This window comes from Rhodococcus sp. 2H158 (genome assembly GCF_053764755.1).
In genome coordinates this window covers 101,509-126,543 of sequence record NZ_JBSNCE010000010.1, presented here as the reverse complement: position 1 = coordinate 126,543, position 25,035 = coordinate 101,509, and the positions used below count along the sequence as shown (strand labels likewise).

Below are 25,035 nucleotides of genomic sequence, written 5' to 3'. Positions count from 1 at the left end.
CGAGCCAGTCGAACGCCGCCCCTGCGCTCAGCCGCGGGCGGCGGCGGTGCCCGCCCGCCGGCCGAAGAAACTGCCATCGCCGAGGGAGATGCCGCTGCAGTATCCCCACGCCGACAGCCCGGCCGCCGCCCGTCCCGCCGCGAACAGCCCCGGGATCGGCGCGCCGTCGACGTGCAGCACCTCCGAGTCCGGGCTCGTGCGCAGGCCGCCGAGCGTGAACCCGCCGGTCATGCCGCGCAGGTCGATCGCCGCGACGGGCGAACCGATCGGCTTCACCCATTCGCGCTTCTTGCCCAGCAGCGGGTCCTCGCCCCGTGCGGCGTGCCGGTTGTACAGCTGCACCGTGGACTGCAGCGCCTGCTCGGGCAGACCCATCTCGGCCTCGAGTTCGGCGACGGTCTCGCACACCCACTTCGGCTGATGCCGCAGCTGCTCCGACGACGTCGGGGCTGCGATCCCCGCCTCGTACGCCTCCTCGTCGATGACGAGGAACGCCTCGTTGTCGTTCTTCAGCAGGGTCAGCTGACCGATGCGGCCCGGGTAGGTGTCCTCGGGCACGTATCGCTGGCCGCGCCCGTTGACGAGAATGCCGCGCGCGATCAGCTGAGGATCACAGAAGAACGCCACCTCGGTCGCGTTCATGTGCGCGAGGTCGGCGCCGAGGGCTTGCGCCATCCGGATCGCCCGACCGTCGTGCTCCTCGATCGACGCGGCGGGACGGCCCACCAGATGCGGCGCGTACGCCCGCACCATGTCGTCGTTGTAGGCGAAGCTGCCCGTGGCGAGAACGACCCCTCGGCGCGCCCGGATCGCCAGGTCGGTGCCGTACCGCTTGGCCAGCACCCCGACCACCCGTCCGGACGCATCGGTGACGAGGGTCTGCACCCGCACGTCGTACTCGGCGCGGACCCCGAGCGCGGCGGCCTTCTCGGTGAGCGGCTTCATGAGCATGTAGCCGCCGCCCTGCTCGCCGGTGCGCTTGTTGCTCATCTGCGGCACGTGACCGCGCGGCGCGGGCCGGGCGACGGTGCGGAACGGCGCCGAATTCTCCCCGCCGGTGTACTGCAGGCCCGCGTCGGTGGGTGGCTCCCACCCGGGCTCGCCCCAGAACTCGTGCTTGAACGGCACCCCGCACTCGACGAGCCAGTCGAAGTGCGCGACGGAGCCCGCGCAGTACGCGGCGATCTTCTCCTCGTCCACGCCCGGTCCGAGCGCCGCGGTCAGGAACGCGCGCATGTCGTCCACCGAGTCCTCGAACCCGCAGGCCCGCTGCACGGCCGTGCCGCCGCCGAGGTAGACGAATCCGCCGGCGAGGGCGGCCGCGCCGCCCCACCCGCCGGTGCGCTCCAGCACCAGCACGTCGGCTCCGGCGTCGGCGGCGCCGACGGCCGCGCAGACACCGGCGATGCCGTATCCGGCGATCACGACGTCGGCCTCGAGATCCCAGGCGGGGATCCGGTCGACGGGCACAGGACGGACGGGACTGGTCTCGGTCATCGCGATCCTCTCGAAGTGGTGCGGGGATTCGCACACCTTGACCACGCGACCTGGGGGAGCGATACCGGCTGTCCCGGTTGCCGGGACGGTCAGGACCGGGTGAGCGACCGCACGGCCGCCAGGAACCGGTCCACGTCGGCGGGGGAGACGAAGTAGTGCGGGGAGGCCCGCACCACCGACTCGAGCCGCCGCGCCGACATCTCGAGCAGCGTCGAGCCGCGCCCGCTGACCGTGACCGTGATCGCCGCGGCGGCCAGCGCGTCCCGCAGTTGCGCCGGATCCCAGCCGTCGACGGTGAACGAGACGATGCCGCTGTGCTCCTTGCCGAGGTCGCGCACGGCCACGCCGGGGATCCGGCCCAGCCCGTCGCGCAGGTGCTCGGCCCGGTAGGCGACCGCCTCGGTCACCGCGTCGACACCGAAGTCGAGCAGGTAGTCGACGGCGGCGCCGAGCCCGAGGCGGGCGGCGACGTTCGTCTCCCACAGCTCGAACCGCGTCGCGTCGTCGGCGACCCGGTACTCGTCCGGGGCCGTCCACTGCGCGCTGTGCAGGTCGAGCACGGCCGGTTCGAGCTCGGTGATCAGCCGGGGGCGGACGTAGAGGAAGCCGGTGCCGCGAGGCCCGCGCAGCCACTTGCGACCGGTCGCGGAGAGCGCGTCGACGTCGAACTCGGGCACGCTCACCGGCAGCTGGCCGACGGACTGGCACGCGTCGAGCAGCACCAGCGCACCGACCTCGTGCGCGGCGTCGGCCACCTCCCGCACCGGGTTGACGAGCCCGCCGTTGGTCGGGGCGTGCACGACGGACACCAGCTTGACCCGCTCGTCGAGGGTGCGGCCGAGGGCGTCGACGTCGATCCGGCCGAGCGCGTCCGTGGGCATCGTCTCCACCGTCGCGCCGGTCGCGCGGGCGCGCTGCAGCGCGGAGACGGCGTTGCTGGCGTATTCGGAGCGGGTGAGCAGGATCCGGTCGCCCTCGCCGAGCGGCACCGAGTAGAAGAAGCTCGCCCACGCCCGGGTGGCACTCTCGACCAGCGCGATCGACGACGCCTCGGCGCCGATCAGCCGCGCGATCGAGGTCTTCACCGCGGCGAGGTCGTCGGCGCGTTCCGCGGCCGCGACGTACCCGCCGACCTCGGCCTCGCGCCGTAGATGCGCGACCGTCGTCTCCAGCACCGGGGTGGGCGGCAGCGACGAGCCCGCGCTGTCGAGGAAGACCCGGTCGAAGCAGCCGGGCGTGTCCCGACGGGCGCGTTGCAGGTCGAGCATCGAGGACGTACCTCCCGTTCATGTCTTCGTGGTTGGAATGTACGCGTGAGCGAATCGACACCCCTGCAGCGCCGGCTCGGCACCGGTGACGCCGTCGCCATCGGGCTCGGCGCGATGATCGGGGCGGGGGTGTTCTCGGCGTTCGCGCCGGCCGCTGCCGCGGCCGGCGCGGGCCTGCTCGTCGGCCTGGCCCTCGCCGCGGTCGTGGCGTACTGCAACGCCACGTCGTCGGCGCAGCTCGCCGCGCAGTACCCGACGTCCGGCGGCACCTACGTGTACGGCCGGGAACGGCTCGGACCGTGGTGGGGGTTCGTGGCGGGCTGGGGCTTCGTGATCGGCAAGACCGCCAGTTGCGCGGCGATGGCCTTGACCTTCGCCTCCTACGCCGTGCCGGAACCGTGGCGGCGGCCGGTCGCCGTCGCCGCGGTCCTCGCCCTGACCGCCGTGAACTACCGGGGCATCACCCGCACGGCCCGGCTCGCGCGCATCATCGTGGCGATGGTGCTCGTCGCCCTCGCCGTGGCGGTGACGGCGAGCTGGGCCGGTCCCGGGGCACAGCCCGCCGATCCGTTCGGCCCCGTCGGCGGCGGCGCGTACGGGGTGCTGCAGGCGGCCGGTCTGCTGTTCTTCGCCTTCGCGGGCTACGCGCGGATCGCGACTCTCGGTGAGGAGGTGCGCGAGCCGGGCCGGACCATCCCGCGCGCGATCGTCGGCGCCCTCGGAGTCGTGGTGCTGCTCTACGCCGTCGTCGGGGTGACCCTGCTCGCGTGCCTCGGGCCGGACCGGGTGGCGTCGAGCAGCGCGCCGCTGTTCGACGCGGTCCGCGCGGGCGGCTGGGCATGGGCGGCGCCCGTCGTGGTGGCCGGGGCCGCGGTCGCGTCGCTGGGCGCACTGCTCGCCCTCGTGACGGGCGTCGGCCGCACCGCACTCGCGATGGCGCGGCAGGGCGATCTGCCGCGCCCGCTGGCGGCGGTGCATCCGCGATTCGCGGTGCCGCACCGGGCCGAACTCGCCGTCGCTGCGGTGGTGTGCCTGCTCGTCGCGACCGTCGATCTGCGGGGAGTGATCGGATTCTCATCCTTCGGGGTGCTGGTGTACTACCTCGTCGCGAACCTGTCCGCCTTCACCCAGCGGGACGGGCACCGTCGCTACCCCCGATTCCTGCAGGTGATCGGTGCCGTCGGGTGCGTTGCGCTGACGCTGACGCTGCCGCCGGGCGCCGTCGGGGTCGGCGCCGCCGTGCTGGCGGTCGGTGTCCTCGCACGGGCGACGCGCCGGGCCGTGCCGTGAGCGTTCACCCGCATCCTGTCGCCGGTTGACGTTAGGCTCGTCCGTGAGCTGGCCCACAGGCGAGGGAGGGGCGGACCGAGTGGTGATCACAGTCGACACGGCGGTGCCGCGCGCGGACGCCGGCATCGCCTCACGAACCGCCGCCGAACTGCACGTGCGAAGGGTGAGCTTCCGCTTCGGGCCGCCCCGGCTGATCGGCGTGGAACTGGAATGGCTCACCGCCCGGGCCGACGGCACGAGCGCCCGGCCGGAGCTGCAGGCGATCCTCGAGGCCCTCGGCCCGCACGCCCCCCGGCAGCTGGCTCCCGGCTCCTCGGCGCGGCCGTTGCCGTCGGGCAGCGCCGTGACCCTCGAGCCCGGCGGGCAGGTCGAACTGTCGAGCGTGCCGTGTGGCTCGGCGCGGCAGGTCTGCGACCGTCTCACCGCCGATGCCCGCATGCTCCGTGCGCTGCTGGCGCGCCGGTCGGTGGACATGATCGACGCGGCGGCCGACGAACTGCGCCCACCGCAGCGGCTGCTGCGCACCCCCCGGTACAGCGCGATGGAGCTGCGGTTCGACCGGATCGGGCCGCTGGGCCGGTTGATGATGAACAGCACCGCCGCCACTCAGGTGAGTGTCGACGCCGGCGCCGACGACGACGAGCTGGCCCGCCGGTGGCGGGTGCTGCACGCCGTCGGACCGGCGCTCGTGGCCGCGTTCGCGTGTTCCCCCTCGCTGCGCGGCGCCCCGGACGGAACCTGGGCGTCGCAGCGGATGCGGACCTGGCTGGCACTGGACGCCGACCGCACCACGCCCGTCCCCGATCCGGCGCACTACCCGGCCTGGGCGCTCGACGCGCCGCTGCTGTGCGTGCGCGCGTCCGACGGGGACTGGCATGCGCCGCCGGGCGCGTCGTTCGCGGACTGGCTCCTCGGCGATCTCGACGACGAGATCGGGCGCCGGCCCACCGTCGCCGACCTGGACTACCACCTGACCACCTTGTTCCCGCCGGTGCGTCCCGCCGGGCATCTCGAGGTCCGGTACATCGACGCCCAGCCGGGTGCCCTCTGGCAGGTCCCGGTCGCCGCGGTCGAGGCGCTGCTCACCTCGTCGGCCGTGATGGACGAGGCCCTGGCCGTCGCCGCACCCGTCGTGGACCGCTGGCAGGAGGCTGCCGAGTTCGGTCTCGCGGACCTCGAGCTCCGGGCCGCGGCGGTCGGACTGCTCGCCCTCGCCGCGGAGGCGTCGCCGGACATGCGGTTCACCACGGCCCTGGACACAGCGGCGGCGCGGTGCTGCCGCGGTCGCACCCCGGAGGTCCAGGACCGGTGAGCGGTCTGCGCACCCGGCTCGGCCGGGACCTCGCCCGCGCGCGGGCGAGGGTCCTCGCGCTGACCGACATCGACGACGCGGAGCTCACGGCCCAGCATTCGCCGCTGATGAGCCCCCTGGTGTGGGATCTCGCGCACATCGCCAACCAGGAGGAACGCTGGCTGCTCCGGGCGGCCGGCGGTCAGGGCGGTGTGCGCCCGGACGTCGACGACCTCTACGACGCCTTCCGGCATCCCCGCGCTGACCGCCCGGCGCTGCCGCTGCTCGGGCCGGCGGAGGCCCGCGGCTACGCAGCGGAGGTCCGCGCGCGGGCGGCGGACGTGCTGGCGCAGTGTGAATTCGACACCGACCTCACCCGCGACGGATTCGTCTTCGCGATGAGTGTCCAGCACGAGGTGCAGCACGCGGAGACGATGCTGGCCACACACCAGTTGCGGGCGGGATCGCCCGTGCTCGACGCCCCACCGCCGCCGCGGCGCGCCGAGCCGCCGGCCGCGGACGAGGTGCTGATCCCGGGCGGCGAGTTCGAGATGGGTACCTCGACCGATCCGTGGGCGCTGGACAACGAGCGGGCCGCGCACCGGGTGTACGTACCGGCGTTCGCGATCGACACGGTGCCGGTCACCAACGGGCGCTACCTCGAGTTCCTGGCCGACGGCGGCTACGCCCGCCGGGAGCTGTGGAGCCCGGAGGGATGGGTGCACCGCGAGCAGGCGGGTCTCGAGGCCCCCCAGTTCTGGACCCGCGACGACTCGGGCACGTGGTGGCGCCGCCGGTTCGGGGCGGTGGTGCCGCTCGATCCCGACGAGCCCGTCGTGCACGTGTGCTTCCACGAGGCGGAGGCGTTCGCCCGCTGGGCCGGGCGCCGGCTGCCCAGCGAGGCCGAATGGGAGAAGGCCGCCCGCTGGGACCCGCTGACCGGCGCGAGCCGGCGCTACCCGTGGGGCGACGAGGAACCGACCGAGGCCCACGCCAACCTCGGCCAGCGGCACCTCGGGCCGGCCGTCGTCGGCGCCTATCCGGCGGGTGCGTCGCGCCTCGGCGTGCACCAGCTGATCGGCGACGTGTGGGAATGGACGGCCTCGGGGTTCGAGCCGTACCCCGGGTTCACCGCCTTCCCGTACCGGGAGTACTCGGAGGTGTTCTTCGGCGGCGACTTCCGGGTGCTGCGCGGCGGCTCGTTCGGCACCGACCCCGCGGCCTGCCGTGGCACCTTCCGCAACTGGGACCTGCCGATCCGGCGGCAGATCTTCGCCGGCTTCCGCTGCGCGCGGGACGTGCCGGATGTGTAGACACCTGGGATATCTCGGGCCGGTCCGTTCCGTGAGCTCCCTGGTGACCGAGGGACCCCGGTCGCTGATGCGCCAATCCTGGGCGCCGAAGGACATGCGCGGCGGCGGCACCATCAACGCCGACGGGTTCGGGATGGCATGGTGGGGCGCGGACGGCTTGGGCCGCTACCGGAACCCCGCTCCGATCTGGTCCGACCCCTTTGTCGCCGAAGGTCTTTCGCATATCAGTGCCGGAGCCGTCATGGCGTCGCTGCGCTCGGCGACGGAGGGCATGCCCGTCGAGCGCTCGGCCTGCGCCCCGTTCACCCGCGACGGCTGGGCGTTCAGCCTCAACGGGCTGGTCCGCGGATGGCCCGGTTCGCTCGTCTCGCTGGCCCAGCGCCTGCCGGTGGCCGAACTGCTGCAGCTCGAGTCGCCCACCGACGCGGCCGCGCTGTGGCTGCTGCTGTACTCGCGGCTGCGTTCCTCGCGGCCCGAGCAGGCGCTGATGCGGCTCGTGCACGACGTGCTCGCGGTCGCGCCGGGTTCGAGGCTGAACCTGTTGCTGGGCAACGGTTCCGGGTTGTGGGCGACAGCCTGGTACCACTCGCTGTGGACCCTCGTCGACGAGGACGTCGCCGTGGTGTCCTCGGAACCGTACGACGACGATCCGCGCTGGCGTCAGGTGCCGGACCGGCACCTGGTCAGCGCCCGACCGGGGCACCTCATCGTGTCCCCCATGGAGGTGGCCGTTTCATGACGGTGGACGTGTACCTGACCCCGGAGCAACTCGACGAGTCGCTGCGGGCCGACGCGCGCCGCGGGCTGACGTCGTCGCCGAAGTGGCTCTCGCCGACCTGGCTCTACGACGCGCGCGGCGGCGAGCTCTTCGACCAGATCACCCGCCTGCCGGAGTACTACCCCACTCGCACCGAACGGGCTCTGCTGCAAAAGCATTCACCGGAACTGGCCGACGAGGCCCGTCCCGAGATGCTCGTCGAGCTCGGGTCGGGCTCCTCCGAGAAGACGGAGATCCTGCTCGACGCGCTGCAACCGTACATCCATACGTACGTACCGCAGGACGTGTCGGAGGCCGCCCTGCAGCCCGCGGTGACCCGGCTCTCGGCCGAGTACCCGGACCTGACGGTGCGGGGCGTCGTCGGAGACTTCACCGGCTCGCTCGCCCACCTGCCCGGCGGCGGACGCCGCATGATCGCGTTCCTCGGCGGCACCATCGGCAACCTGGCGCCCGCCGAGCGTGCCGCGTTCCTCACCGATCTCGCCGCGGTGCTCGAGCCGGGGGAGTGGCTGCTTCTCGGCATCGGCCTCGTCACCGACCCGGACGTGCTCGTGCCGGCCTACGACGACGCGGCCGGGGTCACCGCGGAATTCGACCGCAACGTGCTGAACGTGCTCAACAACCGGCTCGGTGCGGACTTCGAACCCGGGAAGTTCCGGCACGTCGCCGTGTGGGACCCGATCAACGAATGGATCGAGATGCGGCTCGAGGCCACCGAGCCCATGACCGTCCGAATTCCCGGGCTGGATCTCGAGATCTCCTTCGCGGCGGGCGAGCAGCTGCGCACCGAAATCTCCGCCAAGTTCCGTCTCGACGGGATGGGCCGTGAACTGACCGAGGCCGGGTTCGTCGTCCGGCGCGAATGGATCGATCCCGACGGGAGGTTCGCGCTGATCGGCGCGAGCCGCGGCTGAGCCGCGCATCGGCGGCCCCAGGCCGCCGACGGCAGGAAGCCGGTTGGACAGCACCGGCCCGGCCGCGCGAGGCTGGCAGACGTGACGTCGACCCGGCCCGTGCTGACCGCCCCCGTGCTGCTGCTGATGGCGGCGGCCACCGGTTTGTGCGTGGGCGGCAACTACTTCAACCAGCCCCTGCTCGACTCGATCGCCGCCGCCCTGGGCACCTCCCACTCCGCCGCCGCAGCCACCGTCACCATCGCCCAGGTCTCCTACGGCCTCGGCCTGCTGTTCCTGGTGCCGCTCGGTGACATGTTCGACAAGCGCCGCCTCACGGTCGGGCTCATGCTCGCCGCCGCGGCCGGCCAGGCGATCAGCGGAGTCGCCCCGAACATCGCGGTGCTGGCCGTCGGCACGGCGATCGCAGGGCTGTTCTCGGTGGCCGCGCAGGTGCTGGTGCCGTTCGCCGCGACCCTGGCCACACCGGAGCGCAGCGGCCAGGCCGTCGGGACGGTGATGAGCGGCTTGGTGCTCGGCATCCTGCTCGCCCGAAGCGTCGCCGGGCTCCTCGCCGGCGTCGGCGGGTGGGCCACCGTCTACCGGGTGAGCGCCGCCGTGATGGTCGTGGTCGCGCTGGCCCTGTGGCGGGTGCTGCCGACGTCGCGACCCGCCGAGCGCATCGGTTACGGGACCACGCTGCGTTCGCTCGGGACCCTTGTGCGCACCCAGCCGCGGCTGCGCACCCGGTCGCTGCTCGGCGCCCTGTCGTTCGCGTCCGTGAGCGCCCTGTTCTCGACGATGGCGTTCCTGCTGGCCGGCGAACCGTACGGTTTCGACGAGGTGCAGATCGGACTGGTGGGCCTGGCCGGGGTCGCCGGCGCGGTGATGGCCAACCTCACCGGCCGCCTCGCCGATCGTGGACTCGCGCAGCTCACCTCGGGCGTCGGCGCGGCGGTGCTCGTCGCGTCGTGGGCCGCGCTGGCCGCCGGCGCGTACTCGCTGGCGTGGTTCCTGATCGGGATGGTCGCGATCGACCTGGCGCTGCAGGCCATCCACATCAGCAACCAGAACATCGTCTACGCGCTGGCGCCCGCGGCGCGTTCCCGCATCAACGCGGTGTACATGACGACGTACTTCATCGGCGCCGCTGCCGGTTCGGCGCTCGGCGCGGTCGCGTGGACGAGCGCCGGCTGGACCGGGGTGTGCCTGTTCGGGGTGGCGGCGGCCGTCGTGACCGCGCTGGTGTGGGTGGCGGACCTGCGGGTGGCGCGACGGGCCGTCGCCGTGCCGGCCTGCTAGTGGACGGCGGACTGCGCGACGTGTGCGGACCGGCGCGCCAGGACCGGAAGGATCACCAGCGACACCGCCGCACCGGTCAGCGCCAGGGCGGGGAACCCGGCCGCCGCGACGACGAGCCCGGAACCCAGGCCGCCGCCCGCCCCGGCCAGTGCGACGAACAGGTCCGCGGTGCCCTGCGTGGCCGCGCGGGACTCGAGCGGCACCGCATCGGTGACGAGCGCGGTGCCGCTCACCAGGCCCAGGCTCCACCCGAAGCCGAGCAGGCCCAGCGCGAACGCGAGCGCCGCCACCGAGTGCGGCGGGGCCAGCGCCGCGGACACCCCGGAGGCCAGCAGGACGAGTCCCGCGGCGGCCGCGACCCGGTAGGGCCCGATCCGGTCCACGAGCATCCCCGCGATCGGTGACGGCAGGAACATCGCCGCAACGTGGATCGCGATGACCACGCCCGTCGCGCCGACGTCGTGCCCGTGGTCGCGCATGTGGATCGGCGTCATCGTCATCACCGCCACCATCACGAGCTGCGTGACGATCATGACCACGACCCCGGCGGTCACTGCGGGCGTCCACGGCCGGCCCGGCGCCGGCGTGTCGCCGGCCGGCGCCGGATCCTCGCCGGCGGTGCCGCTCAGGGTTTCCGCGGCGGTGGCGCTCAGGGCTTCCGCGGCGGCGCGGCTGCGGGCGAGCAGGAGCGGGTCCGGGCGCAGCAGCACCCACAGGACGACGGCGGCGAGACCGTAGGCGACGCCGGAGAGCACGAACGGCCCGGACAGCCGGGGAATGCCCCACGATTCGGCGGCGTCGCCCATCACGGTGGTCAGGTTCGGGCCCACCACCGCCCCGAGGGTCGTCGCCACCAGCACCGTGCTCACGGCGCGGCCGCGCCGCGCCGGGGCGGCCAGGTCGGCGCCCGCGTAGCGCGCCTGCAGGCTCGTCGCCGTGCCCGCGCCGTAGACGAACAGGGCCGCGAACAGCAGCACCGCGGTGTCGAGCGCCGCCGCGGCCACCACGCCCGCGCTGCCGATCGCGCCCGTGGTGTAGCCGAACGTCAGGCCCCCACGGCGCCCGGCGCGCTGCGAGATCCGCCCCACGGCGACGGCCGCGGCCGCCGACCCGATCGTGAACAGGGCGCTCGGCACCCCGGCGAGACTCGTGCTGCCCAGCATGTCCTGCGCGAGGAGCGCGCCGACGGTCACACCGGCGGCCAGGCCCGCGCCGCTGAGGATCTGCGCGGCCACCAGCACGGTCAGGACGCGGCGCTGTTCCGGGATCGGTTCGGTCACAGCCGGGAGGGTACGCCGGTAACGTCGACGGTGACCCATCGGTGAGGAGGCACGGTGACCGATTCGGAGAAGGTCGAGAACGAAAACGCCCGCGTATCGCGGATCTTCGACGAGATGTCGAAGAACTACGACCGCGGCATGGGCCTGGTCGAGCGGCTGATCCTCGGGCCGGCCCGGCACTGGGCGGCCGCGCAGGCCCGCGGTCGCGTCGTCGAACTCGCCGTCGGCACCGGGCTCAACCTTCCCCTCTACGGTCCGGAGGTCGAGCACGTCGTCGGCATCGACATCTCACCGAGGATGCTCGAACTCGCCCGGGCGAAGGCCTCCGCCGATCCGCGCGTCGAACTGCGGGAGGGCGACGTCCAGGCCCTCGACCTGCCCGACGCGAGCGCCGACACCGTGCTCTCGACCTTCACGTTCTGCACCGTGCCCGACCCGGCCCGCGCCGCCGCCGAGGCGTATCGCGTGCTCGTCCCCGGCGGCCGCGTCGTCCTCGCCGAGCACGGGCCGTCGACGAATCGGGCGCTGCGCGCCCTGCAGCGGGGCATCGAGCCGCTCAGCATCCGCTTCGGCGCCGACCACCTGCTCCGCGACCCCGCCCCCTATCTCACCGAGGCCGGGTTCGTGGTCGACGACGTGCACCGCACCGGGCGGATGGGCATCGTGTTCCGGGTGCTCGCCCACAAACCGGCGTGACCGCCCCGAGCCGAGCGAACGTGCCATCGCGTCGATCTGCGGAGATGAGCGATACATTCGCTCGGTTCGGGAGGGGACATCGGCGCCGGAAAGGGCCGCGGAAGTGTGCCTAGAGATCACCGGTCACCGGCAGCAGCCGCAGCTCCCGCGCCCGGGTGATGGCCTCGACCCGGGTGTGGACCTCGAGCTTGCGGTAGATGCTGCGCAGCTGCGTCTTGACCGTGTTCGGGGAGACGAACAGGAGCCGGGCGATCTCGCTCTGCGGTGATCCGTCGGCCAGCAACGCGAGCACCTGCCTCTCCCGCGGGGACAGCTCGACCCGCACGACCTCGTCCGGGAACACCGCCCCGACGGAACCGCCCGGCACCGCAATACCGCTGCGCTCGACGAGCTCTCGCCGATGCCGGTCCGGCACGGTGGTGAAGGCGCGCCGATTGCCGAGCGTCCGAGCGAGCGTGCAGGCGCGCTCCCAGCACACGATCGCGGACCGGAGATTGCCGAGATCGAGCTGCACGGCGGCGTCCAGCAGCAACGCCTCGAGATGGGCCCGCGGGAATCCACAGTCCGGCCACGACACCCGCGCGAGCTTCTTGGCGGCCCGGCCGGGACACCCGCCGAGCAGATCCACCCGCGCGTCGGAGACGACGAGTATCGGATGGTGCCGGGGCTCCTGGTCCGCCACGGCGCGGGCCAGGTTGCCGTTGCCGAGAGCCAGGTGCAGGTCGATCTCCGTCGCGGTGAGCAGCGTCCGGGAGAACGCGCCGTCGCCGTGCCGGTGGGCGTGGCCGGCGACGGTGTGGTGCAACCACGTCAGACCCGCGTACGCCTCGAGGGTGAGCAGGGCGTGCTGGGCGTGGGCGTAGGCGACGAACCCCCACAGCTCCTCCCGATCGCTGGGCGCGCCGAGCAGCTCGATCATCGACTCGGCCGCGCCGACGTCGAGCGCGTCGAGGTGGGTCAGGGCCGCGGCGACCCGGCCGCCGACCTTGACGAGTTCGCCGAAGAGCCCGTCGGACGGTTCCGTCGTCGCCTCCCGGGCGAGCCACCGGCGGGCGCGCGGGACGTCGCCGACCAGAGCCCAGTTGAGCGCCGAACTGCCCGCGGCGTTCTGGACGATGTAGGGGGTGTCCGCGGCGACACCGCCGCGGTAGGCCAGTTCGAATTGCCGGTTGGATTCGGCCAGCTCCGCGACGAGCTGGAAGGTGATCGCCCACTGGACGCGCAGCAGCGGCAACTGCGGGGTGATGTTGTCCGGCTGGTGCATGAGCATGCTCTGTACCAGCGGCTCGAGCCGTCGCGTGCAGTCGGCGCCCTGGACGAAGTCCCCGGCGACACGCAGCGCGAGCGACTGCACCGTCGCCAGGTGCAGGACGTTCGCGGCGTCCGGCCCGGCGCCGAGCGTGTGCAGCTCGTCGGGTTCGTTCGGAAGCGACGCCCGCAGGATGGGGTGGTCGGCGAGCATCTGCACGAACAGCGCCCGTCCGGCGAGCACCGCCGGGTAGTCCTCCAGGAAGTCCTCCGGGATCGTCCGCAACACGAGGATGAGCACCTCCAGGTGCTCGGAGACCATCTCGCCCCAGCTGCGCTCCACGATGCCCGCGGCCATCGTCCAGTTGCGAGCCTCGGCCGCGTACACCGCGGCCTGCGCCGGCCGGCCCGCGTCCCGGTGCAGGCGCGCGAGAAAGGTCATCAGCTCGTCGACCCGTGCGGGCTCCTCCTGCCGGGCCTGTTCCAGTACCGCCGACCGCAGGGCCGACGGCCACGACCACGTCCGTGTCTCGTCCGCCTCGTCGACGACGAGCAGGCCTCGCGCCTCGAGACGGTCGAGCAGCGCGGCCGGCTCGGGCCGGCCGGTGAGCTCGGCGGCGAGTTCCGCGTCGAGATCGCGGGCGGCGACCACGCACATCGCGAACGCCCGCTCCTCGGCGGTGAGCGTGTCGAGCAGGCCGGACGCGAACCCGGCGATGGCGACGGCCAGGTCGGGGGACGGCCGGCCCTCCTCGTCGACGGGTGCGCCCCGGTGCAGCCGTGCGACGTTCAGGGCGCCCGAGATCAGCTGTGGCAGCCCGCCCAGGGCGCGGCACAGGTCGCCGTACTCGTCGGTCCCGAGTTCCACCCCGGCGGCGCGGAAGAGTTCCGCCGTCTCCCGGGGCGTGAATCGGAGGTCGTGGGCGGAGACGAACGTGCAGTCGAGGCCCGCCGCGGCCACGGCGGCGGACGTGGTGCTGCCGCGAAGACAGACGGCGACGTCCACGGACGGGCAGCGATCCAGCAGCTGCCGGATCGTCGGCAGCAGGTCGTCGAGCGCGGTGCCGGGGAGCCCGTCGAGGACGAGCAGGGACGGCGTTCCGCCGAGGGCCGAGGCGAGCCGGTCGACCGGGTCGCCGGCCACGACATGGTCACCCAGCACCGCGCACGCGTCGGACCAGATGCGGTCCGGTGTCCCGTCGTCCGTCGCCGCCGGCACCCACGCGACGTCGCGCCCGGGTACGCCGCCGCCGTGCAGCCACGTGGCGAGCAGTGTGCTCTTGCCGAACCCGCCCGGTGCGTGGACCACCGTCAGTGCAGACCCGCGGTCGAGCATCTCGAACAGGCGAGAACGGGGCAGGGCGGTGGCCAGTGCCCGCCACGTCGGTACCCCCGTACGGCCGGCGCCGGGGACACTCACGGCAACTCCTCTCGATCGGTCGGTCCACGCAAGCCTGCATGTGCGGTCTCCACCGATACCCCGGTGTCCCCGACAGACCCTTCGGCACGGGCAGACTACCTGGTCTCTTACGGATCGAGGGGAGGGATGTCCGGTATGCGTAGTCCCACCAGGTGATATATGCGACGAGGGGGAGGTTGTCGACTGCGGCACTCGAACGATGCCGCGACAACCTCCCCCTCGGGGCGAGAAGTTCCCTATCGGGTGGCGCTGAGCCGGGCCTTCTCCAGGGCGGCCAGGGTGCGCAGGACGGTGGCCTTCTGCTTCTCGAGGTCACCGCGGCGGGCACGGGCGGCGAGGCCGGACTGCTCGGCGACGAGGGCGAGCTGCGCGTCGATCGCGGAGAGCTGGTCGAGCAGCGCGAGGGCGCGGTTCTGGATCTCGTCGACGTCGACGGCGCCGGTGCGCACCGGCGCGGGGGCCGGCTCGGCGGCGGCGCGCTGCGACGGGCGCGACGAGGACGTGCGCGGCGTGGCGGTCCGGCGCGCCGGGGCGGTCTCGGCGACGACGGCGGCGGCGCGGGGGCGCAGGGCCTTGCGGACGAGGGCGGGGTCGGGCTGTTCGGCGAGCCGGATGTCGTTGAGGACGCGGCGTGAGTCGCGGGCGGCCTTGCGGTGCTCGTACTCCTCCTCGTCGTCCGACTGCAGGGTGCCGCCGATGGGACGCAGCCCGTACATGCCGACGAACTTGCGCGCCTCGTCGATGATCGACTCGTGCGTGCGGCAAGTGGCGCAACGGGGTTCGTTGCGGAACTCCTCGACGGAATCGGTGTCGCCGCACCAGACGCAGGCTCCCGGCCTCCACCGCCGGACGGTCTCGAGTTTCGCGTTTTCGGTGGGGGCCTCGAGGGTTTGAGCGTCGATCACGAGGAGCCACCTTAAGTCAAAGCCGGCCTGGTCGGTCGGGGGGGGTCCTGCACGACCTGCGGCTGAGGGATGTCGGAGTGATGAAGATCATGTTAACCGTCGGCGTCCGGGCGGCAAAGTCTTGTGCCACACGACTTTCCATACCGATCGGTTTGCCGAGGGGGCTCGGAATCGACCGCGATGCGAACGCTTTTCAGGCGGCGGTGGCGGCGGTCAGCCACTCCACGAGCGGCCGGACGTCGCGCCAGGCGGTGCGCACCTCGTCGAGGGTGCGCGGCGTGTCGAGCCACTCGGGCGACGGGTGCTCTCGCGCGGCGGTGAGGGACTTGTGCCGCAGCAGGTCGAGGCGGGGGTGGTCCTCCGCGACGCCGCGCGGACGGGTCTTCAGCCGTTCGCCACCGATCTCGTACCCGGCCCGGCGCAGCCGCCGCACGAGCGTCTCGAGCCGGGGGCCGTGACGCGAATCGTCCACGGTGGCACGGTATGCGGAGACCTGCGCGGACGAGCCCGCGTAGAAGCCGCCGGCGATCCGCAGCCCGGCGGCGTCGATCTGCACGTAGAACCCGACACCGGGCCCGGTCTGCACGAATCCGCCCTGATGAGTCTTGTACGGCGACTTGTCCGCGCTGAAGCGGACGTCGCGATGCGGACGAAACGCCTTGCCCGGGCCGAACTCCGGTTCGAGTTCCGCGAGCAGGGCAAGCATCGGGCCGCGCACGCAGTCGTCGTAGACGGCCTTGTGCGCGGCCCAGAACGGCTTGCTGTTGTCCGCCTCGAGGTCTTCGTAGAAGTCGAGGGCGGCAACGGGGAAGCCGGTGAACATGCCGGGTGTCCTTTCGGTCCTGTGACGGTCCGAAAGTACACCGCCTTCCGCGACTACGCGGAACCGTTGAACAGCGACGTCACCGAGCCGTTCTCGAACACCTCCTGGATGGTGCGCGCGAGCAGCGGCGCGATCGACAGGACGGTGAGCGTCGGGAACCGCTTGTCCTCGTCGATCGGCAGCGTGTTGGTGACGATGACCTCCTCGGCACCGCACGCGGCGAGGCGCTCGGAGGCGGGGTGCGAGAGCACGCCGTGGGTGGCGGCGATGATGACGTCTCCCGCGCCGGCCTCCTTCAGAATCTTCACGGCCCCGGCGATGGTGCCGCCGGTGTCGATCATGTCGTCGATGAGGATGCAGGTGCGGCCCTCGACCTCACCGACCACGCGGTTGGACTTGACCTGGTTCGGGACGAGCGGGTCGCGGGTCTTGTGGATGAACGCCAGCGGGGCGCCCCCGAGGGTGTCGGCCCACTTCTCGGCGACGCGGACGCGGCCGGAGTCGGGGGAGACCACGGCGATGTTCTCGACGCCGTACCTGTCGCGGATGTACTCGGCGAGCTGGCCCTGGGCGTGCATGTGGTCGACCGGGCCGTCGAAGAAGCCCTGGATCTGGTCGGTGTGCAGGTCGACGGTGATGATGCGGTCCGCGCCGGCGGTCTTGAGCAGATCGGCGATCAGGCGGGCGGAGATGGGCTCACGGCCGCGGTGCTTCTTGTCCTGGCGGGCGTACGGGTAGAACGGCAGGACGGCGGTGATGCGCTTGGCCGATCCTCGCTTGAGCGCATCGATCATGATGAGCTGTTCCATCACCCACTGGTTGAGCGGGAACGGGTGGCTCTGCAGCACGAACGCGTCGGAGCCGCGCACGGACTCCTCGAACCGCACGAAGATCTCGCCGTTGGCGAAGTCACGCGCGGTCTGCGGGGTGACCTGGACGTCGAGCTCCTTCGCCACCTGCTCGGCCAGCTCGGGGTGGGCCCGGCCGGAGAAGAGCATCAAGTTCTTCTGGTTGTCGATCCAATTGGAGGTCACTGGTCCTGGCCGTCCTTATGCCGTTCGATCTCTTGCTGCTGCCGTGCAGCAGACGCTGCCTCGGCCGCGGGGGTCCCGGGTCGGTTTCGCTGGACCCAGCCTTCAATATTGCGCTGTGGCGCACCCGACACCGCAAGCGCCCCCGGCGGAACGTTGCGGCGCAGGACCGTGCCGGCGCCGGTGTAGGCTCCGTCGCCGACCGTCACGGGCGCCACGAACATGGTGTCCGACCCGGTCCGGACGTGGGATCCGACGACCGTGCGCGACTTGTGCACGCCGTCGTAGTTGACGAACACGCTCGAGGCCCCGATGTTCGAGTACTCGCCGATGGTGGCGTCGCCGACGTAGGTCAGGTGCGGCACCTTCGAGTGCGCCCCGATCTCGGCGTTCTTGGTCTCCACGAACGTGCCTATCTTGCCGGATTCGCCGAGGTCGGTGCCCGGCCGCAGGTAGGCGAACGGCCCGACGGTCGCGCCCTCGCCGATCACGGAGTCCGACCCGTGGGTGCGCACGACCGACGCCCCGGCGCCGATCCGCACGTTCGTCAGCGTGGTGTCCGGGCCGATCACCGCGTCCTCGTCGACCACGGTCCGGCCGTGCAGCTGCACCCCGGGGTGCAGGGTCACGTCCCGGGCGAGGACGACGTCGACGTCCACCCACGTGCTGGACGGGTCGATCACGGTCACACCCGCGCGCATCCAGTGCTCGAGGGTGCGCCGGTTCAACTGCGCTGCGAGCGCCGCGAGCTGCACCCGGTCGTTCGCGCCGGCGACCTTCGTCGGGTCGGCGAGCTGGGCGGCGAACACCGGCAGGCCGTCCTGCCGGGCGATCGTGACGACGTCCGTCAGGTACAGCTCGCCCTGCGCGTTGTGGGCCCGCAGCCGGGTCAGCGCACTGCGGAGGAACTTCGCGTCGAAGGCGTATATGCCGGCGTTGACCTCGTTGATGGCAGCCTGCTCGGCGTCGGTGTCGGTCTCCTCGACGATCTCGCGGATCTCGCCGTGGCCGTTCCGGACGATGCGGCCGTACCCGGTGGGGTCGTCGGCGAGGAACGTCAGGACGGTCACCGCCGATTGCGCCGGTTCGGCGAGGTGCTCGGCTTCGAGAGCCTCGAGGGTGTGGCCGTCGAGCAGCGGGACATCGGCGTTGGTGACGACGACCACGCCGGAGAAGTCGCCGGGCAGCGCGTCGAGCCCGCACTGCACCGCGTGCCCGGTACCGAGCTGCCGGTCCTGGACCGCGATCGACACCTTGCGGTCGAGCGTCTCGGCGATCTCGGCGGTCGCGGCGGAAACCCGCTCGCGCTCGTGCCCGACGACCACCACCAGGTGGCTCGGGTCCAGCTCTGCGGCCGCGTGCAGCGAATGGGCGAGCATCGTGCGACCACCGAGTGTGTGCAGCACCTTCGGGGTCTTGGATCGCATTCGCGTACCCGCTCCGGCCGCCAAGACGACAACTGCGGTCTGCACTTGCATGAAGCTCCCTCGACGTTCGACATGCGCAGGTTCGGCACCGGCAGGGGAGCTCGCCGGCCCCGACTGCCCCGCTCCGCCGCCAGGACTCGAACCTGAACTATCTGAACCAAAATCAGAGGTGCTGCCGATTACACCACGGCGGACTGCCGCATTCCCGGCGCCGACGCCCCGGTCATGCGTCTGTGATCCTCGCATGCCGCCACACCCGGAGTCGAACGCGGGGCCGGGCGCGTCGCCGCCGCGGATAGGCTGATCGCAACCCGCCGCGCGTCGTCCTCGGTGTTTTCCGGTGGCACAGGGTCCGGCCGGGTGCCGGAAAGGATGTACACGTGTCGAAACCGTCGCAGAACCACACCGACCGCAGCCCCCGGGTCCGGATGACCGGGACCCAGCGCCGGGAACAGCTCATCGAGATCGGGCGGGCGATCTTCGCCGAGCGCGGCTACGAGGCGGCGTCGATCGAGGAGATCGCCCAGCGGGCCCAGGTCTCCAAGCCCGTGGTCTACGAGCACTTCGGCGGCAAAGAAGGTCTGTACGCCGTGGTCGTGGACCGGGAGATGTCGACCCTGATGTCGATGATCAGCGCGAGCCTGACGCAGAACCGCTCGCGCATCCGGGTCGAGCGGGTGGCGCTCGCCCTGCTCACCTACGTCGAGGAACGCACCGACGGCTTCCGCATCCTCGTGCGGGACTCCCCGGTCGCCGCGGAGGAGGGCACGTACTCGTCCCTGCTGAACGAGGCGGTGCGGCAGGTGGCGTACATCCTCGCCGGCGACTTCTCCCGCCGGGGCTTCGACCCGGACCTGGCCCCGCTGTACGCGCAGGCGCTGGTGGGCATGGTCGCGACGGCCGCCACGTGGTGGCTGGACGAGCGCAGCCCGTCGAAGGAGGTCGTGGCCGCCCACCTGGTGAACCTGTGCTGGAACGGCCTCACCCACCTGGAGGCGAATCCGCAGCTCGGGACCGACTGACCGGGCGATGCGAACTCCCGATCGCGCCCCTACCAGGTGGTATCGTTGCCCAGCCGACTCGACGAGCAATTGCGAGGTGATCGTGGTACCCAGCGGAGCGGCGATCGGCGCCGATCGTCCGGGTCGCCGGGCGGCGCCGAGCCCGCATCGAGGGGGATGAATGGCCCGGCAGGTTCGCGCCGAGGTGACGCGCGACTCCGTGTTGCGCGGCGCCGCGGAAGTGTTCATGAATCTCGGCTACGCCAACGCCAGCCTCAACGAGATCATCCAGCAGTCCGGTGTCACCAAGGGCGCGCTGTACTTCCACTTCGCCTCCAAGGAGGAGCTGGCCCGCGCGGTCATCGACGAGGGCTTCGCCCGGCTGGGCTCGGCCGGGCTGAGCGCGATCAGCGACCGGACCCCCGCCCTCGAGACCATGATCGAACTGTCGGTCCTCACGGTCGACGTGTCCCGCGCCGACCCGATCGTGCGCGCCATGTTCCGGCTGGTGATCGAGATCGGCGACTACCGCGGGTCCGGGGAAGGGGTCTTCGCGATCTGGCTCTCGACGGTGCAGGATCTCGCCAAGCGGGCCCTCGCGGAGGGCGACCTGAGCGAGGAGCTCGAACCGGACGCGGTGGGCCTGCTCGTGCTGCAGGCCCTGACCGGGGCTCGCGCGGTCGCGGCGGCACTGAATCGTCGTGACGAGCTCGTCGAGCACCTCGAGAACATGTGGCGCCTGCTGGTGCCCGCGCTCGTGCCCGCCGACAAGGTCGAGTACTTCCGGCAGTTCGTCTCGCGCCGGCTACGGGTGTAGCCGGGCGATTGCGTTCGGTGCCTCCGCCTGACACGATCGCCGCCGTGACCCTGGGACCGTTCGACGCGGACGCGGCCGGTGCGGCACTCGCCCGCACCCTGGACGAGCTCGGCGCCGCCGCCGCCGTGACCATCACCCCGGTGCCGGCGATGCTCACCACCGCCCAGGCGGCGGACGTGCTCGGCGTCGGTCGCCGGCATGTGGGCCGCCTCGTCGACGACGGCACCCTGCCGTCCCGGTTCCGCGGCCTGCACCGCCGCATCCGCCGCGCCGACGTCCTCGCCTATGCCGAGCTGCGCGCCGAGACCCGGACCCGGGCACTGGACACCGTCGCCGACCTGGGCCGCCGCGACGGCCTCTACGACGACGACTTCTAGGGGGAACGGTCGTGCCGATCCGAGCGGTACTCGACGCGCCGGCGCTGACGCCGCCGCGCGTGCGCGACGTGCTGCTCGCCCTGGCCGAAGACGCGCTGTTCCAGCCCTATTGGAGCGACGGCATCGTCGCCGAGGTGGAGCGGCGGCTGCCGTCGCACATGTCGCGCCCGGCGCGGGACTTCCTGTTCGCCGAACTCGAAACCGCCTTCCCCGAGGCCCGGGTGACCTGGCCGGCCACGGTGCTGCGGGAGGTGCCGTACGTCAGCGATCCACGCGACGCGCACCTGACCGCGGTGGCGCTGTTCGCGCAGGCCGACGTCGTCGTCACCACCGACGCCGGTCTCGCTCGCTCGCTCGAGCGAGCCGGGGTCGAGCCGCAGACGCCGGACGCGTTCGTCGCGTACGTGCTCGACGCCGAGCCGCAGCGTTGCCGGCGTGTGCTGCTGCGGATGGCGCGACGGCGGTGGCTCGGGCCCGGCGAGGAGACCACCGACGCCGCCCTGCAGTCCCGGCTGGCCGCGTGGGCCCGTCGCGATCTCGGCGACAACAGCGCCGATCTGCTGGCCGCGGACCCGGTCCGACCGTGACCGGACGCGCCCGGTGGTCCTGGCAGCCCGAACCGGACACCGCATAGACTCGGACGGTCCTCTTCTCGAACCCAGGAGCGCCCTTCCCGTGTCCGACGTGTCCGTCACCCCCCTGTCCGGATTGGCGCGGATCGCGCTGGCCGACGCTCAGCTCGAACGTGTGGCCGCCCTCGCCGGGACCGCCGAACAGGCCCTGGTGGCCCCGCCGTCGGCCCGGCCGTTCGTCGCCGCCGCGCTGGCCGCGAAGACGCCGCTGCTCGTGGTGACCGCGACCGGCCGCGAGGCGGACGACCTGACGGCCGAGCTGCACGAGATGCTCGGTGACGTCGTCGCGCAGTTCCCGTCGTGGGAGACGCTGCCGCACGAGCGGCTCTCGCCCAGCGCCGACACCGTCGGCCGCCGGTTGCAGGTGCTGCGCCGGCTCGCCCACCCCGAGGACCGCGACTACGGCCCCGAGCTGCGGGTGATCGTCGCGACCGTGCGTTCGCTGGTGCAGCCGATGGCCCCGCGTCTGGGCGACATCGAGCCCGTCACCCTGCGGGTCGGCGCGGAGCACGACTTCGACGAGCTGATCGAGCGGCTCGTCGAGCTGGCCTACACCCGCGCCGACATGGTCGGCAAGCGCGGCGAGTTCGCGGTGCGCGGCGGCATCCTCGACGTCTTCCCGCCGACCGCGGACCATCCGGTGCGTGTCGAGTTCTGGGGCGACGAGGTCACCGAGCTGCGCCCGTTCTCCGTCGCCGACCAGCGGTCCATCCCCGAACTCGAGGTGGGCACCCTCATCGCCCCGCCCTGCCGGGAGCTGCTGCTCACCGAGCAGGTCAAGGAGCGCGCGGCCCGGCTGGCGCAGGACAACCCGGCCGATGCGGCGCTGGTGGAGATGCTCGACAAGATGGCCTCCGGCATTCCGGTCGAGGGCATGGAGGCGCTGCTGCCGGTGCTGCAGACGGGCGAGCTGCAGCTGCTGACCGACGTCGTGCCGGCCGGCACGCACGTGCTGCTGTGCGATCCGGAGAAGGTACGCACCCGCGCGGCGGATCTGATGCGCACCGGCCAGGAGTTTCTCGAGGCGTCGTGGACCGCGGCCTCGCTCGGTGGTGCCGCGCCGCTGGACACCGCCAACATGAAGGGCGTGGATCTGGCCGCGTCGGCGTACCGGTCGCTGACCCAGGTGCGGGAGACGGCGGAGGCGGCCGGCCGGCCGTGGTGGACGCTGAGCCCGCTGGCGTCGGGCGCCGACACCGAGGTCGTGCTCGACGTGCAGCCGGCGCCGGAGGTGCGCGGCTCGGAGGAGCTGCTGACGATGCTCTTCGCGAACCTGCGCGCGCACGTCACCACCGGCGGGCGGGCGGCGATCGTTGTCGCGGGTGCCGGCACCGGTCAGCGGGTGCTCGAGCGCCTGCAGGAGAACGACGTGCCCGCCGCGTGTCTCGATCCGGGCGCCGAGCCGGTGCGCGGCAAGGTCGGGGTGCTGTGCGGCGCGCTGCACGACGGCGTGGTCCTGCCGGGCGACGGCGGGGACGTGCCCGGCCTGGTGCTCGTCACCGAGTCCGACCTCACGGGCAACCGGGTGGCCGCCGCCGAGGGGCGCCGCACGCCGGTCAAGCGTCGCAACCAGGTCGACCCGCTGGCGCTCACCGCCGGGGACATGGTGGTCCACGACCAGCACGGCATCGGCCGTTTCGTCGAGATGGTGGAACGGACCGTGGGCGGTGCCCGCCGCGAGTACCTGGTCATCGAGTACGCCCCGAGCAAACGCGGGCAGCCGGGTGACCGGCTGTTCGTGCCGATGGAGTCCCTCGATCAGCTCTCCCGCTACGTCGGCGGCGAGATGCCCGCCCTGAGCAAGCTCGGCGGCTCCGACTGGGCCAACACGAAACGCAAGGCGCGCAAGGCTGTTCGTGAGATCGCCGGGGAGCTGGTGCAGCTGTACGCGGCGCGCCAGGCCGCGCCCGGGCACGCGTTCGCCCCGGACACCCCGTGGCAGAAGGAAATGGAGGACGCGTTCGCGTTCACCGAGACCCAGGATCAGCTCACCGTCATCTCCGAGGTCAAGGCCGACATGGAGAAGGCGGTCCCGATGGATCGCGTCGTCATCGGCGACGTCGGCTACGGCAAGACCGAGATCGCGGTGCGCGCCGCGTTCAAGGCCGTGCAGGACGGCAAGCAGGTCGCGGTGCTGGTGCCCACCACACTGCTGGCGCAACAGCACCTGCAGACCTTCACGGAGCGGATGGCGTCGTTCCCCGTCACCGTCAAGGGCCTGAGCCGCTTCACCGATCCCGCCGAGTCGAAGGAGACGATCGCTGCCCTCGCCGACGGCGAGATCGACATCGTCGTCGGCACCCACCGGCTGCTGCAGACCGGCGTGCGCTGGAAGGACCTCGGCCTCGTGATCGTGGACGAGGAGCAGCGATTCGGCGTCGAGCACAAGGAGCACATCAAGGCGCTGCGCACGCACGTCGACGTGCTGACCATGTCCGCAACGCCGATTCCGCGCACCCTGGAGATGAGCATGGCCGGCATCCGCGAGATGTCGACGATCCTCACCCCGCCCGAGGAGCGGCACCCGGTGCTCACCTACGTGGGCGCCTACGCGGACAAGCAGGTCGCCGCCGCCATCCGCCGCGAGTTGCTGCGCGACGGGCAGGTGTTCTACGTGCACAACCGGGTCAGCTCGATCGACAAGGCCGCCAAGCGGATTCGTGACCTCGTCCCCGAGGCGCGGGTCGCGGTGGCGCACGGGCAGATGAACGAGGACACCCTCGAGAAGACCGTGCAGGGCTTCTGGGAACGTCAGTACGACGTCCTGGTGTGCACCACCATCGTCGAAACGGGCCTGGACATTTCCAACGCCAACACCCTCATCGTCGAACGCGCCGATTCGCTCGGCCTGTCGCAGCTGCATCAGCTGCGCGGGCGCGTCGGCCGGTCCCGCGAGCGGGGTTACGCGTACTTCCTGTATCCGCCGGAGAAGCCGCTGACCGAGACGGCGTACGACCGGCTCGCCACGATCTCCCAGAACTCCGACCTCGGTGCGGGCATGGCCGTGGCCATGAAGGACCTCGAGATCCGCGGCGCGGGAAACGTGCTGGGTGCGGAGCAGTCCGGTCACGTCGCCGGCGTCGGGTTCGATCTGTACGTGCGGCTCGTCGGCGAGGCGGTGGAGGCCTTCCGGGCCGCCGCGGACGGCCGGCCCGTCGCCACGGAGGAGGCCGCCAAGGAGGTGCGCGTGGACCTGCCGGTCGACGCCCACATCCCGCCGGACTACGTGACCTCCGACCGGCTGCGGCTCGAGGCCTACCGCAAGCTCGCCGCGGCGCATGACGACGACGCGATCGCCGCGGTGGTCGAGGAACTCGTCGACCGCTACGGCCCGCTGCCCGAGGAGGTCGGCCGGCTGGTGTCGGTAGCCAAGCTGCGCCTGTTGTGCCGCGAGTACGCCCTCGAGGAGGTCGCGGTCTCCGGCACCCAGCTGAAGATCTCGCCGATGCATCTGCCGGATTCGAAGCAGATGCGGCTCAAGCGGCTCTACCCGGCGGCGCAGTACCGGGCCACGAGCGGCCTTGTGCAGCTGCCGTTGCCGCGGACCGGTGGGGTGGGCTCCGATCGGGTGCGCGACGTCGAGTTGCTGCAGTACATCGCGGACTTCCTGCTCGCCCTCGACGGCAAGGCGCAGGGTTCGGTGGATGTGCGCGTGCCGGCCGTCGCGAGCGTGTGACCGGGGCGAGCGGAGCGACGGGGAATGTGACCGGGGCGAGCGTAGCGACGGGGAATGTGACCGGGGCGAG

General features: G+C 72.3%; 20 protein-coding genes and 1 tRNA gene. 12 read left to right on the top strand and 9 right to left on the bottom strand.

The window, feature by feature from the left end:
* Positions 1-27: 27 nt before the first annotated feature.
* Both ACWPOB_RS12005 and ACWPOB_RS12000 read right to left on the bottom strand, forming a co-directional pair.
* Positions 28-1,497, bottom strand: coding sequence for an FAD-dependent oxidoreductase (locus ACWPOB_RS12005; protein WP_455400949.1), 1,470 nt, complete (start codon positions 1,495-1,497; stop codon positions 28-30).
* 89 nt (positions 1,498-1,586) lie between these two features.
* Positions 1,587-2,765 carry an aminotransferase class V-fold PLP-dependent enzyme gene (locus ACWPOB_RS12000; protein WP_100059090.1) on the bottom strand — a complete coding sequence of 393 codons (1,179 nt, stop codon included), beginning with the start codon at positions 2,763-2,765 and terminating at the stop codon, positions 1,587-1,589.
* A gap of 45 nt (positions 2,766-2,810) precedes the next feature.
* Between ACWPOB_RS12000 and ACWPOB_RS11995 the strand changes: the two genes are divergently transcribed.
* The 6 genes from ACWPOB_RS11995 (at position 2,811) to ACWPOB_RS11970 (ending at position 9,632) form a co-directional block, all read left to right on the top strand.
* Positions 2,811-4,055, top strand: a complete 1,245-nt coding sequence (locus tag ACWPOB_RS11995; protein WP_455400948.1) for an APC family permease — start codon at positions 2,811-2,813, stop codon at positions 4,053-4,055.
* Between the two features lie 79 nt (positions 4,056-4,134).
* A complete protein-coding gene (egtA, locus tag ACWPOB_RS11990; RefSeq protein WP_100057957.1) occupies positions 4,135-5,367 on the top strand; it encodes an ergothioneine biosynthesis glutamate--cysteine ligase EgtA in 1,233 nt (410 codons plus the stop codon).
* Entirely contained in the window at positions 5,364-6,659 is a 1,296-nt protein-coding gene (gene egtB, locus ACWPOB_RS11985) for an ergothioneine biosynthesis protein EgtB (protein WP_455400947.1), read from the top strand. The genes egtA and egtB overlap by 4 nt, the downstream gene beginning before the upstream one ends.
* The gene (gene egtC / locus ACWPOB_RS11980) at positions 6,652-7,398 is read left to right on the top strand and encodes an ergothioneine biosynthesis protein EgtC (RefSeq protein ID WP_455400946.1); all 747 of its coding nucleotides are present in this window, start codon (positions 6,652-6,654) and stop codon (positions 7,396-7,398) included. The genes egtB and egtC overlap by 8 nt, the downstream gene beginning before the upstream one ends.
* Complete coding sequence (egtD, locus tag ACWPOB_RS11975) at positions 7,395-8,351, top strand: L-histidine N(alpha)-methyltransferase (protein WP_100057954.1); 957 nt, start codon at positions 7,395-7,397, stop codon at positions 8,349-8,351. Before egtC ends, egtD begins: the two co-directional genes overlap by 4 nt.
* Before the next feature lie 81 nt (positions 8,352-8,432).
* A complete protein-coding gene (locus tag ACWPOB_RS11970; protein WP_455400945.1) occupies positions 8,433-9,632 on the top strand; it encodes an MFS transporter in 1,200 nt (399 codons plus the stop codon).
* On the opposite strand, the gene ACWPOB_RS11965 is transcribed toward ACWPOB_RS11970, so the two are convergent.
* A complete protein-coding gene (locus ACWPOB_RS11965; protein WP_455400944.1) occupies positions 9,629-10,912 on the bottom strand; it encodes an MFS transporter in 1,284 nt (427 codons plus the stop codon). The genes ACWPOB_RS11970 and ACWPOB_RS11965 overlap by 4 nt on opposite strands.
* Positions 10,913-10,966: 54 nt before the next feature.
* Between ACWPOB_RS11965 and ACWPOB_RS11960 the strand changes: the two genes are divergently transcribed.
* Entirely contained in the window at positions 10,967-11,608 is a 642-nt protein-coding gene (locus tag ACWPOB_RS11960) for a class I SAM-dependent methyltransferase (RefSeq protein ID WP_455400943.1), read from the top strand.
* Between the two features lie 109 nt (positions 11,609-11,717).
* Here the strand turns inward: ACWPOB_RS11960 and ACWPOB_RS11955 are convergent, their stop codons facing one another.
* From ACWPOB_RS11955 to ACWPOB_RS11930, 6 genes are all read right to left on the bottom strand, one after another.
* Positions 11,718-14,276, bottom strand: a complete 2,559-nt coding sequence (locus ACWPOB_RS11955; protein WP_455400942.1) for a LuxR C-terminal-related transcriptional regulator — start codon at positions 14,274-14,276, stop codon at positions 11,718-11,720.
* Positions 14,277-14,512: 236 nt separating this feature from the next.
* Complete coding sequence (locus tag ACWPOB_RS11950; RefSeq protein ID WP_455400941.1) at positions 14,513-15,181, bottom strand: hypothetical protein; 669 nt, start codon at positions 15,179-15,181, stop codon at positions 14,513-14,515.
* A 193-nt stretch (positions 15,182-15,374) separates the two neighbouring features.
* On the bottom strand, positions 15,375-16,004 hold the full coding sequence (locus tag ACWPOB_RS11945; RefSeq protein WP_029542126.1) for a DUF2461 domain-containing protein: 630 nt from the start codon (positions 16,002-16,004) through the stop codon (positions 15,375-15,377).
* A gap of 53 nt (positions 16,005-16,057) precedes the next feature.
* On the bottom strand, positions 16,058-17,038 hold the full coding sequence (locus ACWPOB_RS11940) for a ribose-phosphate diphosphokinase (RefSeq protein ID WP_100058070.1): 981 nt from the start codon (positions 17,036-17,038) through the stop codon (positions 16,058-16,060).
* Entirely contained in the window at positions 17,035-18,513 is a 1,479-nt protein-coding gene (gene glmU / locus ACWPOB_RS11935; protein ID WP_455400940.1) for a bifunctional UDP-N-acetylglucosamine diphosphorylase/glucosamine-1-phosphate N-acetyltransferase GlmU, read from the bottom strand. Before glmU ends, ACWPOB_RS11940 begins: the two co-directional genes overlap by 4 nt.
* A gap of 71 nt (positions 18,514-18,584) precedes the next feature.
* Positions 18,585-18,656, bottom strand: a tRNA-Gln gene (locus tag ACWPOB_RS11930).
* A gap of 234 nt (positions 18,657-18,890) precedes the next feature.
* On the opposite strand from ACWPOB_RS11930, the gene ACWPOB_RS11925 reads away from it, so the two are divergent.
* The 5 genes from ACWPOB_RS11925 to mfd all read left to right on the top strand — a co-directional run bounded on the left by ACWPOB_RS11925 (position 18,891) and on the right by mfd (position 24,965).
* Positions 18,891-19,484 carry a TetR/AcrR family transcriptional regulator gene (locus tag ACWPOB_RS11925; RefSeq protein ID WP_100058072.1) on the top strand — a complete coding sequence of 198 codons (594 nt, stop codon included), beginning with the start codon at positions 18,891-18,893 and terminating at the stop codon, positions 19,482-19,484.
* A gap of 160 nt (positions 19,485-19,644) precedes the next feature.
* A complete protein-coding gene (locus ACWPOB_RS11920; protein ID WP_029542131.1) occupies positions 19,645-20,280 on the top strand; it encodes a ScbR family autoregulator-binding transcription factor in 636 nt (211 codons plus the stop codon).
* A 44-nt stretch (positions 20,281-20,324) separates the two neighbouring features.
* Positions 20,325-20,657: a helix-turn-helix domain-containing protein gene (locus ACWPOB_RS11915; protein WP_455400939.1), complete on the top strand. Its 333-nt coding sequence runs from the start codon at positions 20,325-20,327 to the stop codon at positions 20,655-20,657.
* Positions 20,658-20,668: 11 nt separating this feature from the next.
* Positions 20,669-21,244 carry a PIN domain-containing protein gene (locus ACWPOB_RS11910; protein WP_100058148.1) on the top strand — a complete coding sequence of 192 codons (576 nt, stop codon included), beginning with the start codon at positions 20,669-20,671 and terminating at the stop codon, positions 21,242-21,244.
* An 88-nt stretch (positions 21,245-21,332) separates the two neighbouring features.
* Positions 21,333-24,965, top strand: a complete 3,633-nt coding sequence (mfd, locus tag ACWPOB_RS11905) for a transcription-repair coupling factor (RefSeq protein ID WP_455400938.1) — start codon at positions 21,333-21,335, stop codon at positions 24,963-24,965.
* The last annotated feature ends 70 nt before the right edge of the window (positions 24,966-25,035 follow it).